This is a genomic window from Exiguobacterium abrahamii, assembly GCF_015645365.1.
Lineage (GTDB): Bacteria > Bacillota > Bacilli > Exiguobacteriales > Exiguobacteriaceae > Exiguobacterium_A > Exiguobacterium_A abrahamii.
Genome location: NZ_JADOYC010000001.1, coordinates 1,524,433 through 1,536,173, shown reverse-complemented (window position 1 = coordinate 1,536,173; position 11,741 = coordinate 1,524,433). Strand labels below are relative to the sequence as shown.

13 protein-coding genes are annotated in these 11,741 nt (G+C 46.6%); 11 read left to right on the top strand and 2 right to left on the bottom strand.

Annotated features, from left to right (window positions below; translation table 11 throughout):
- Position 1 precedes the first annotated feature (1 nt).
- The gene (locus tag ITJ88_RS08000) at positions 2–487 is read left to right on the top strand and encodes an SMI1/KNR4 family protein (RefSeq protein WP_195865271.1); all 486 of its coding nucleotides are present in this window, start codon (positions 2–4) and stop codon (positions 485–487) included.
- Positions 488–503: 16 nt separating this feature from the next.
- Positions 504–980, top strand: coding sequence for a GNAT family N-acetyltransferase (locus ITJ88_RS07995; protein ID WP_195865270.1), 477 nt, complete (start codon positions 504–506; stop codon positions 978–980).
- Between the two features lie 285 nt (positions 981–1,265).
- Here ITJ88_RS07995 and ITJ88_RS07990 read toward each other — a convergent pair whose 3' ends face one another.
- Positions 1,266–1,922 (bottom strand): carbon-nitrogen hydrolase family protein, encoded by a 657-nt coding sequence (locus ITJ88_RS07990; protein ID WP_195865269.1) that lies wholly within the window; start codon positions 1,920–1,922, stop codon positions 1,266–1,268.
- 132 nt (positions 1,923–2,054) lie between these two features.
- On the opposite strand from ITJ88_RS07990, the gene ITJ88_RS07985 reads away from it, so the two are divergent.
- From ITJ88_RS07985 to ITJ88_RS07950, 8 genes are all read left to right on the top strand, one after another.
- Entirely contained in the window at positions 2,055–2,741 is a 687-nt protein-coding gene (locus ITJ88_RS07985; RefSeq protein WP_195865268.1) for a VOC family protein, read from the top strand.
- 30 nt (positions 2,742–2,771) lie between these two features.
- Positions 2,772–3,182 carry a hypothetical protein gene (locus tag ITJ88_RS07980; protein WP_069940480.1) on the top strand — a complete coding sequence of 137 codons (411 nt, stop codon included), beginning with the start codon at positions 2,772–2,774 and terminating at the stop codon, positions 3,180–3,182.
- 20 nt (positions 3,183–3,202) lie between these two features.
- Entirely contained in the window at positions 3,203–3,688 is a 486-nt protein-coding gene (locus ITJ88_RS07975) for an NUDIX hydrolase (RefSeq protein WP_195865267.1), read from the top strand.
- A gap of 102 nt (positions 3,689–3,790) precedes the next feature.
- Positions 3,791–4,639 carry a Cof-type HAD-IIB family hydrolase gene (locus tag ITJ88_RS07970; RefSeq protein ID WP_195865266.1) on the top strand — a complete coding sequence of 283 codons (849 nt, stop codon included), beginning with the start codon at positions 3,791–3,793 and terminating at the stop codon, positions 4,637–4,639.
- Entirely contained in the window at positions 4,614–5,579 is a 966-nt protein-coding gene (locus tag ITJ88_RS07965; RefSeq protein WP_195865265.1) for a LacI family DNA-binding transcriptional regulator, read from the top strand. The genes ITJ88_RS07970 and ITJ88_RS07965 overlap by 26 nt, the downstream gene beginning before the upstream one ends.
- A 29-nt stretch (positions 5,580–5,608) precedes the next feature.
- Positions 5,609–6,388, top strand: a complete 780-nt coding sequence (locus ITJ88_RS07960; RefSeq protein ID WP_195865264.1) for a phosphotransferase family protein — start codon at positions 5,609–5,611, stop codon at positions 6,386–6,388.
- A gap of 29 nt (positions 6,389–6,417) precedes the next feature.
- Positions 6,418–7,023 (top strand): AAA family ATPase, encoded by a 606-nt coding sequence (locus tag ITJ88_RS07955; protein WP_195865263.1) that lies wholly within the window; start codon positions 6,418–6,420, stop codon positions 7,021–7,023.
- Entirely contained in the window at positions 7,020–7,652 is a 633-nt protein-coding gene (locus ITJ88_RS07950) for a hypothetical protein (RefSeq protein WP_195865262.1), read from the top strand. The genes ITJ88_RS07955 and ITJ88_RS07950 overlap by 4 nt, the downstream gene beginning before the upstream one ends.
- 245 nt (positions 7,653–7,897) lie before the next feature.
- On the opposite strand, the gene ITJ88_RS07945 is transcribed toward ITJ88_RS07950, so the two are convergent.
- Entirely contained in the window at positions 7,898–9,841 is a 1,944-nt protein-coding gene (locus tag ITJ88_RS07945) for a CDP-glycerol glycerophosphotransferase family protein (RefSeq protein WP_195865261.1), read from the bottom strand.
- Between the two features lie 378 nt (positions 9,842–10,219).
- On the opposite strand from ITJ88_RS07945, the gene ITJ88_RS07940 reads away from it, so the two are divergent.
- Positions 10,220–11,716 (top strand): glycosyltransferase, encoded by a 1,497-nt coding sequence (locus ITJ88_RS07940; RefSeq protein ID WP_195865260.1) that lies wholly within the window; start codon positions 10,220–10,222, stop codon positions 11,714–11,716.
- Positions 11,717–11,741: the final 25 nt, after the last annotated feature.

Below are 11,741 nucleotides of genomic sequence, written 5' to 3'. Positions count from 1 at the left end.
CATGATTGCATTAGAAGCATTAAAAGGTCGACTCGTCGACGGTTTGTTAGAGGTCCAAAAGGAAGAAGGGGAAGTAGCACGAGAACGTTTCATCTTTAACCGAGGAGCAACGGACGAACAGCTCGCGCTGTTACCTGACTGGACGGCAGACGACTATCAGGCGTTCTTGCGTCAACATAACGGGGCGAAGCTCTTTCAACACGAAACGTTATCCTACAACGATGGATTCGAACTCTTTTCGATCGAAGATTGCCTGACGTATAGCGAGATGTGGGAATGTCCCGAAAACTTCTTAGCGATCGGTGCAGGACCAGACGGGGAGTGGATCGTCTACGAGATGAATCGACCGGCAGGAAATCGGATTTGGAGTGGGGAATTTCTAAATTTCGAGGAATGGGAGGAAGACGCGATGCCGTTCGGTTTCGAGCGATGGCTCGACTACTTGATCGTCGCGCAAGGCACGCCATTTTGGGAATGGTTCCGTTAAGAGAGGAAGAGTATTATTGGACATTCAATTAAAGACAGCGTCTCTTGCAGACGCTGCAAAGCTTCATACGCTTCAAATCGAGGCGTTTTCAGAGACGCTCGAGCGGTATCAAGATTTTGCAACGAATCCGGCGAACGAATCGATCGATCGTGTCATTCACCGGATCACGCATCCGAGCAGTACGTTTCATCAAATCATCGTCGACGATGTTGTCGTTGGCGGGATTTGTGTCGTTGCGAAAGCACCGAGTCGCTACGCGATCAGTCCGATGTTCTTAGATCCAGCCCGTCAAGGTGAAGGAATCTCCCAACGCGCATTACAGCTCGTTGAAGCAGCGTATCCGGCTGCAACGACATGGGAACTGCGGACGATTCGCGAAGAGACACGTAACTGTTACTTCTATGAGAAGATGGGCTATCAATTGACGGGTGTCAGTCAACCGCTCAACGAACGGGCGACACTCGTTTCTTATCAAAAATCAGTTTCGGAATGAGCGGGTTTTGTCGGAAGGAAGAACCACCACAGATTCGTCAAAAAAGCGGCAAGAACGGCAAAGTTAAACAGATAAAGGCAAAAGAAGACGAACTCACCGATGTCCTCGAGGTTGGCTGACGGATTATCGACCAAGTACGATTCGTGACTAACGCCGAAGAGGAACAAAGGAAAGAAGACATAGAAGTATCGTTTCTAAAAGAATGACGCACGACCTGTTTGAGACATAAGAGCACCTCCTGAAGGAATGGCACGCTTCTTCTGACCGGAAGAAGCGTGTGTTCGTTTACGATAAAGAGGGTGTACCGACGACTTCGACGTGACGCGTGACCGTATCAAACAGACGTGTCCGCGTATCGTTATGAGACAACAGCAACGGCTTACCAGTCTCGTCAAAGATGTAGGCAATCGGAATCGAAAAACCACAGTTGCGGTACGAACCATCGGCATGACTCGTTCCGATCATGAGTGCTTGTTGCGCCTGACTGATGATACGCGCTTCACCGGACCACTCAACGTACTGTTCCTCGCTGAACATGCCGACGCCAATCGGGTTGAAGATGAGATCAAGTCCGGATTCCTCGCGTAGTCCGTCTTTTCCTAAAAAGATTTCGCGACAGAGGACGTATCCATAGCGGAACGACCCGTCGTTTGCTGTTGATGGTGTATAAAGCGGTCCAGCTTCTGGTGTTTTGGCGCGATCAAGCAGAATCGTCCCGGTCGCATCGATGATGACAGCGCGATCGAGATTCGCTTCATCTTTGTAACCAAGGACGATGGCTGTTTCGAACTGCTTGGCAAGATGTTGCACGCGTTCGAGTTCTGAGACCGTACAATAGCCTTCCGGGTAGACAATCAGGTCGACTTCAGGATAAGCGGCGATTTCACGTTCGAATTGCTCGAGCCCGGTCTCGCGTTTCGGTTGGGCGATTAATAATTTCATCAAAACATCCTCTCAGGTACAAATATATCTGAAAAATCAGACTTTCCATTCGTCATGATTTTACCATTAGTGGTAAAATAAAGCATATCGCTTTTTGATAAATTTTACTGCAAATGAAGGAAGGTCATCAGCTTGAACATTTCAAAAACCACTCTTGTGACACGCCATCTACAGGCAATGAAGGCTTTTTACATAAAACAGATCGGATTCCCGCTCGTCTCGGAAACGGACGACTCGTTTACGATGCAAATCGGTACCGATCAACTGACATATCGACAGACGGACGATGTTGATACGCAGTATCATATGGCGTTCAACATTCCGGAAAACGTCTTCCAACAAGGAAAAGCGTGGCTCGTAGAACGGACACCACTCTTGATCGAAGATGGACAGGACGAGATTTATTTTGACTTCACGGATTCACATTCCTGTTACTTTTATGACCCGGATGAGAACGTCTTGGAGCTGATTGCGCGGCATCAAATCAATCCATCTAAAGCGGAACTGACGTTTGATGTATCGGACATCCTCGGAATCGGTGAGATGAGTCTGACGGTGAAAGATGTGCTTGAAGTCGGTGAGCAGCTAGCGGAGATCGGTGTTCTCGAGCGACGGGAACGTCCGCTCAATGGCGCGTCACTCAACTTCCTCGGACCAGTCGCGGATGGAACGCATATCTTGCTCGTCCCAGAAGGTCGGACATGGTTGTTCTCACCGAAGACGGCGAAGATCAGTCCGATCGAGATGGAACTCGACGGCAGACATCGGGTCCGGCTAGATGCAGCGGGCGTATGGCATCAAAGTGCCGTTTCTTCATAATTCATTATTCTAAAAAGTGAGGGAAGTAAGATGAATAAAGCGGTGAATGCGAGTATCGCGTTCGGATTATTGTTGTTCGTATGTGGTTTCTTTTTTCTGTTTGGCTATTTGACCCGGTCGATGCCGATTCAGCAAGGCGGTGACCCGGTCATCTTACCGGTCGCAGCACTCCTCGTTCTCCTACCATTCGTGATCCGTGAAGGCATGCGCGTTTTGACGTATGTCTCGCTGACACGTCGACAGGTCGGCGTACTCATCTTACTTGCAATCAGTGGAATCATACTAAGTAGTTGGATTGAGATGCAGCAGAATGTGGCACTGATCGATTTCCGTTCCCTCTTTACGATTCATACATACGTACTGTTCGTTTCGGGAATCATCTTGTTGTGTCTCCTATTGACGGGACTCAAACGGATGCGCGTCCGAACGAAAGTGATTTAAATGGAAAAGGACTGAATGACATGGGATACATCACAGAATTACGCAAACTCGTCGGCACACGACCACTCGTCATGGCAGGGGCGTGTGTCATCGTCGTCAACGATAAACAAGAAGTCTTATTACAACTTCGGCAAGATAACGGTTGCTGGGGACTCGCTGGTGGAGCGCTTGAGATCGGGGAGACGCTCGTAGAGACAGCAAAACGAGAATTAAGGGAAGAGACCGGTCTTGAAGCGGAGCATCTCGAATTATTGAACGTCTATTCGGGTGATGCGTTTTACTATAAGTATCCGCATGGGGATGAAGTCTATAATGTGATTTCGGCATTTCTGTGTACGACGTATACGGGTGAAGTGGTTCGGGATCCGTCAGAAGTCGCAGAATTACGCTTTTTCGCTATGGATCAGCTACCAGAAAACCTCAATCCACCGGAACGACCGATCTTGATGGAGTATGTTCAAAAACAACGGACAGCACATCACCTCTCCATTGGAAGCAAAGGATAAAAAACAAAAAATCTTGAATGAACTATTCATTCAAGATTTTTTGTTGCACTGGGACGCGTTTCAGCCTGTAGCATCAAGAGGACACGAAAAGGAGGAAACGCGATGCGATGCTTTGCGATTGATTTAGATGGAACGTTATTGAATAAGGAACACGGGATTTCTGCGGGAAATCAGGCAGCCATCAAGAAACGGCAGGATAAAGGAGATATCGTCATCATCGTCACCGGGCGAGCTGCCTTTGATGCGCGACGGATTCTAGCGCAACATGGGCTGAATTGTCCGGTCATTGGTGCGAACGGGGCAGAGGTCGAGGTGGGACAAGGTAGACGGTATTTTTTGAATCGTTCCAGCAGTCGAACGATTTGGGAGATCGTACGATCTACAAACGTATTCATACATATTTATCTACAAGACAACATCTTGTTACCGCGCTTTTCGCTTGCTGCTCTTCAAGGCGGAGATCTTGCGTTTCAAGAAGCGATTCAGGCTCAATTAACGCAATACGGTGTTGAGGAAGTTGACAAAATCGCAATCGATCAACTGGACGTCATCAAATTCATGTTCGTCTCACCTGACAGATGGCGACTCGAACACCTCGAACAACAACTCCTGCAGCTGAAGATCTGTTCCGTGACACGTTCAGGTGCCTATAACTTAGAAGTCATGGCAAACGGCGTGACGAAAGGGACCGCCGTTCAAGACATCGCAAGAGCGTACAGGATGACACTCGAGGACATCATTGCAATCGGTGACAATCAAAACGATCTACCGATGTTCGAAGTGGCGGGAACATCGATTGCCATGGGAAACGCTGAAGCATCTGTCAAAAGCAGAGCGACATACCTTTCCAGTAATCATGACGAGGACGGTGTAGCGGAGGCATTAAACGGCTTAGAACGATGGGAACAAAAGAAGGAGGAACAGCATGGCGAACATCTCGGACATCGCTAAACAAGCGGGCGTCTCGAAGTCGACGGTATCCCGTGTCTTAAACGGTCATAAGCATGTATCAAAAGAAAAGCGACGAATCATCTTAGACGTGATGGAGCGACTGGAATATAGTCCAAACGGAAATGCGATCAACCTCTCACGCGGTAAGACGAATACGATTGGTGTCCTCGTGCCGCGTGTCGGTCATCCGTTTTTTCATCAATTAATCGAGGGGATCGGTCAAGTGTGCATGGAACGAAACCACACACTCCTTGTCATCCAGACGGAACACGATCCAGCAAAAGAAGAAGCGAGTGTGCAATACCTTCGCGATAAGCGGATTGACGGATTGATCATTGGCGCCATCAGTCAGCCGCAGTTACTTAAAACGATGCGGACGCTTGGACCAGTCGTTGCCTGCGAAGACCATCAGGGTAGCGTGCCGTCGATCTCTTTTAATCATGGAAAAGCAATGACGATGTTGCTACAACATGTTGAAGAACGAGGAGCAACAACAGTCGGTCTCTGTCTTGGAAATCCAGATAGCGGAGTCGGAAGAGTCAGACGGAAGACGTTCGATCAATATCTCAAGGCGTCTACGCTCCATCATGAAATTCAATGGTACGCGGATCGGTGCTATTCTTTCGAAGACGGACAAGCACTAGCAGGTCAGCTTCTAACGATAGACTTGCCAGATGCCATCATCGTCGGCAATGACGAAGTCGCAGTAGGTCTCATCCATCAATTTCGCAAGGATGGCATTCGAGTACCAGAGGATATCGCGATTACGGGGTTTGATGATGTACCAATTGCCAGAGCGCTTGGATTGACGACGATCCGGCAACCAGTCGCGGGGCTTGGGCGACTAGCGGCAGAGCGGTTATGGAATGATGAACTTAAAAATAACAGTAACAAAAGTGCGTTACTCGAGCCTTCCTTGATGATTCGCGAAACGACCTAACGAACTAAGAGATGGGAGAGAATGTCGTGATGATTAACGTAAAAAAAGGTTCTACCGCTACTGTAACGACGATCTCTGACGAGAGAGTCCGTAAATACTTCCATGAATCGATTGAAAAACAACGAATCATACAGGAATTTCGTATGCTCGAAGAACTCGAGCGGACGGTTGTCCCGACGCCAAATGTATATGCCGTTGAATTAGAAGATTCGCCGTTCATTGAGATGCAACGGATCGATGGCAATGAATTGTTAGAGTTATTTGAACCCTCCCGAATAACGGACTTTCTTAACGCCTTCGCGACATTGCATCAACAGATTCATCAGCAACAATCGCGTGTAGCTCCTGAATGGCACGATGTCATCCAACAAATAGTACATCATCTGCCACCTGCGTTGCGCTTGAAGGCGGAACGACTGTTAGAGAAGCTTCACATTCCCCAACAGCAAGGATTGCTTCACGGGGACTTCCATTTTCAGAACATCCTCGTGTCAGTAGATGAAACGTTCGTCGTCATTGATTGGCATGATGCGACGACAGGTCCACCGATCGCGGATGTCGCGCGGACGTTGCTCTTGCTACGGACTGCGGGTGGAACAGTAGTGCCGGACGAGATGCGACGATACGTCTGTCGAGAATACCTCGACCGCTATCAAGCTGTTTCGTCAATCCAGCTATCGAACCTTGCAGACTGGTTACGACTCATGGCGATTCTTAGGACGCTTGAGCAAGTATCAGATGCTGAACAAAGTCGTTTAGAGGAATTGATCAGTCATCCAGACCTCGGCGCCTATTTTTTTAATACTTAAAGTATATACAAGTAGGAGGAACGCCATTCATGAGAACCATCATCTCGATTCAAGGGGCAATGGCTTCCGGGAAGACGACATTAGCGCAAGCGCTCAAAGACGCTTACCCGGAGTTGCATATCTATTATGAAAATCCATATCCGATCGTTCAAAAACGAAAAGAGCTCGGATTAGACATCCGTACCGAAGACGGATTCGTTGAGAATCAGCGCCTGTTCATTCAAGCGGAAATCGAACGATTTCTCCATTTTCCTGATGGACACATCATATTAGATCGTGGTCCAGAAGATCTTGAATTTTATACGCTTCACTATCCACAGGTACATGGGCATGACTGGGATATGGAATCTCGTTTAAAGACGGAACTTGAAGCATTAAGAGAATGTCGGTCCGACCAGATTCTTTATTTACGCGCGTCAAACCAACTCTTACAAACGCGTCGGGACGCTGATCAGACAAGAACTCGTCAATCTTTTGAACAACATCAACCGCTTTGGGCACTCGAAGAAAACTGGTATAAACAGTTTCCGGTCTATTCGATTGATACGACAGCGAAAACGCCGGAGCAAGTCCGACAAGCAGCAATTCATCAGTTGTCTGTCACTGGAATCTTAGGAAGGGGGAGCGAAATATGAACTTGAATGAGCTGACGTATCCCCTCATCGAGGGACAAGACGAAAAACAGGTCTACTGGATAGAACAAGGAGAATCGGTTCAGATTGGACAGACCTACGAAACGATTCGGTTAGAAAAAACAGCACATCAATCCATCTTGGTACGGGAGCAAGAATTGGTGTCAGAAAAAATCGGCAATCGAACGATCCGCCTGACGATGGATGCAGAAAGTTATGCGCCACTCAAATTCGTCGAGTACCAAGCTGGTGTTCAAACTGTGCATGCCTTGTATCGAGCGGATGAAGTCGTGATTACGCGAGGACATGAAAAGTCTGTCCTGTCGATTCATGCTGAAACTGTTGATCTATTTTCAATCGAATTGTTGTTGCAAGTATTACCACTGGCTGTTGATTCGACGCTCTCGTTTAGCGGCTTCAGTGCCGTTTCCGGACGTGAGGTGCCGGTTCAGGTGCAACCTCTGCGGTACGATCTATTGATGACTGAGTCAGGCGAACACGTAGAGACGCTTTGCGTTCACGTTACGTTTGGTGAGCGGATTCAGTATTACTGGATTGATCCAGTCAAGCGGGAGTTGTTAAAACAGTCCTCCCAGATTGCCGAGGGGGTCTCATTGGAATTTCGTCGATGAAAAAAAGAGCTGACTCAAAAGTTGGTCTCTACAAAGAAAAGGGTGGCAGAATGATGATCTGCCACCCTTTTCTCGTAAAAAAGACGCGTCACACGCCACTCCTACAGGAAAAGCGCATTTATGCGCTGTCAGAGACAAACAAGACCCGCTTTCCTGCTTAAATGAAGCAGGAAAACTGGCTTGTGTCTCGCCTGAGGAAAGGGCGTGAAAAGACGCGTCATTCTTTTTTGAGTCAGCTCCATTTGTTATAGCTGAAAATGATGTTGCATCGCTTCGAAAATCCGTTTACTTGCTTTCGTATCGTCAAACGCATAGATGTGACTGAGATGACGTTTGAACTTTTTAGGCATCTTCGATTCGCGTAGTGACTCCATCAAGGCGTCTCTTGTTTCGATGACGTCTCCTGGTAACAAATCCGTCGATTCGCCGGCGTTATCTTCGCCAACTAAGACAGGTGGGCGGTAGTAGATGACCTTTTTGTGCATCAAGGAAAAATCGAGACCGACACTCGAATAATCCGTGATCAACACATGATGATTTTCAAGTAGCTCCTTGACTGTAAACGCATCCTGACTGATGACATCGACGAAGTCCGAGTGGAACAAGTAGCTGAATTTTTGGAAATTGCGATGAAGATAGAACGAGACTTCAATTTTGTTGTCCATCACTAAGCCTTTCAACCGTTCGTCCGTGATCAACGCTTGAAACTCCTGATAATAGTCGCTTTCCATGAACTGTTCGTCTGGATACGTATCGAGTTTCGGTCGCCACGTCGGCATGATCAACAGCTTTTTCCGGTTTTTATATCGCTTGAGCCAACGTGATCGTTCCGTGATCAATTGATCGAATCGGGCGAGACCCGTCACGATGATTTCGTCAGGATGAAAACCGTAATCTCGAGCGATGAGTTGTTTCTCCCGCTCCGAGGAGACGACGAATAAGTCGGTAAATGGATGAGGCATCTTTTTTCCATAAAGATGACTGACATCTTTTGACCCGATGACACCGTGTTGCAAGAACAGCTTTTGTTTCGTTTGCATCATCGCCTCGGTGTGATAGGTAGCGAATGGTAAGGCATAACTTGAAGAATGCGTATGACAGAGAATGTCTGCTGCTTGGACGACCTCGATGTTCTCTGGTGATTTGTAGAACACGATATGGTTCTCATATCCGACAAGATTTTTGAGGTCTGGACTCGACCGACTGATGATGTAGAAGATATTGAAGCGCTTCTGATGCTGGTCGACGAGATACTTGAAGAAAATCATCCCGTTATCTTGTGCTTTATCCGGATATTCAAAACAGATAATCGTCTTCTTATTTGGATCCAGTCCAAGTAACGGTTGAGGGTCCGCGTAATACTCGACTGTCTCGACTGGTACCGGGATTAGACGCATCGCAAGACGTTCCGACACGGTTGAATAGGGGCGGACCAGCACATCGTATTGCTCATTAAACGGCAACCAGTGCTCATCGTTCAAGAGTTCTGGGTGATTTTTAAAGTGGCGAATCCGAGGTGTAAAACCAGAAATCGGCATCTCACGAATCGAAAATCCGAACAATAGGTCGTAGATATTTACATTAAGGGTTTCGTAGTCATACTGGTCACCAAGCAATTGATTGACAAGTTCTGGTTCGATCACGGCTTCGACCTCTGTCTTGAAGCGACGGGCATCAACTGGTGTGACGCTGAAGCGATTAATCGGCAGGGCGATTTTTTGTTCCAGATGTCTGAATTTAATGAAACAACTCGGCTGTTCCACTTCGAAATACTTCGAGTGAAACGAAAACTTCAATAGAAGGACGTCGTCTTGACGAGTGATGCCCTCAAATAGGACGTCTTGATCATAAAAATTCATGATGGACGGTTTTTTGTTATAGATCAGACTGAGCTCATCGTCTTGGTCGATGAAAATGAAATAGGAATGTTTCCCTTGTTTGATGTAACTATTCGGTGCGAGGACTAGTGGCTCCGAAAGATGTTTGAACGAGATTGGTGTTCCGGATTCATCGACGAATTTAACCGGATGATTCTTTTTTTTGAAGATATCGAGCAATGTATCAATCGATAGCACAAAGGCTGTCTCTATTTTTTGGAGTGGTATCAGTTGTTCATTGATCGCTAACTGTAGGCTTTGATGCGGAAGATTCTCGATCAAAAACGTATGATCACGACAGGTGATTTTCATTGGTGCGTGGCTTCCTTTCATACTCTGATTCAGTCGTTCTTAAACTACATCACTTACCATACAATATCTTCCGATTTCTGCAAAGATGTAGATTGATTGAAACCACTGCAGTATAGTCTACTGCTGAAGGATATTGGGAAAAGACAGACGTTACCGTATCTTCGACAGATCATTGGTTGCAGAACCATGACAATGATTGGATATTATACAAAATCGATTGACTTTGTTCATAAAAAAGGAGATAAATAGAAACTGTATTGGTAAATGCGACTAGTATCGCAAGAGGTTTATGAAAAAGCAAAGTCGGCTATATATAGAGGTTGAACTCACAGAAAAAAACAGGGATCAATCTTGAAGGGTGAAGGGGAGTAATGACAGATGCTGTATACGGTAACATCGACATTACCACCAAAACACGGTGGTAGAACGAAGTCGTTATTGAGTCGGATTGCGCTCATGGAACAAGAACTTGGCGCCGGTTCAACAATTGTTACGACGAACTATAATGCAAACTATATGGAAGTCTACGAATTGTTCCGAACAGAAGAGAAGGTCGGTCCGAAAGTACAATTTGAAAATATCTACGATTGGCTATCAGATTACAAATTGTTAAGTATTCCAACGACTCGTTTTCGTAACAAACCGATCATCAAAGAAACAGCGCGTGAAATCGAAGGATTGAAAAGTGTCGAGAAAAAAGGCAGTGACGCCGTTCGTTATTATGATGAGGAAGATGAGTATGTCCTCTACCGTAAATTTTACCCGGAAACGCAAGTCGTCGAATTCGAGGATTTCATGACGAACGCTTCCCGTAAAAAAGTCGAGCGCTGGGAATATAACGTCTACGGTCAATTGCACCGGAAGACGATTTATTCGCCGGTCCATCATGGAAAGATGATGGAAGAGCTATATGATTCGGAAGGCAATGTCTATTGTAAGAAGTTCTACAATGAAATGGCGCGCCCGAAGCTCATCTTGATTCAGTTATACCGCAACGGCAGAATGTACAAAGCGTTCAAAAAAGAGAAGGACTTATTTGAGTATTACTTCAATCGATTGTTTAAAGACGGTGATGTCTTGTTCGTCGATGCGCGTTTACTGGACCGCTCGATTCTCAACATCAAAGCAGATGTCAAACGAGTCATGGTCATCCACAACTCACACTTGGATGGTTCGACCGTCAAAGGATCATATACGACGATGTTCTCGGAATCCGATAAAGTGACACGTTTCATCAGTCTGACGAATCACCAAAAAGAAGACATTTTGGAGCGGTATAACATCCCGGAAGAGAAGATTTCCATCATTCCGCACTTTATCGTCCCAGAACAAACGCAACGACGCGAACAGGTCAAGGATCAATTCTGTTTCATCGGTCGATTCGGTTTGCAAAAACAGATGGATCATTTGATCAAGAGTTATGCGATCTTCAAACAATCCGGTCACGCGACGAAGCTTGTGCTCTACGGCATGGATGAACAAGGGCAACTGGCGATGATGGAGAGTTTGATCGAGGAACTCGGCTTACAGGACGATATCGAAATCCACGGCTTCACGTCGAATCCGGCAGAAGTGTTCCGGGAATCGAAAGCCTCACTGTTGACGAGTGAATTTGAAGGATTTGGACTGACGGTCATGGAAAGTATCAATGTCGGATGTCCAGTCATTTCTTATGACGTCAAATACGGACCACGCGAAATCATCGCCCACGGCGAGAACGGCTACCTTGTTCCAGCGAACGACATGGAAGCTTTTGCTGCCGCGATGGTGCAACTCGTCGAACGACCACTCGAGCGCGTCGAGACGAAGCCATCGCTGTACCTCGAGACGGCTGTAAAGAACTATGGACGATTACTAGAAGAATTAAGCAACTAAACCTACTACTTGAACGATGAAGAGG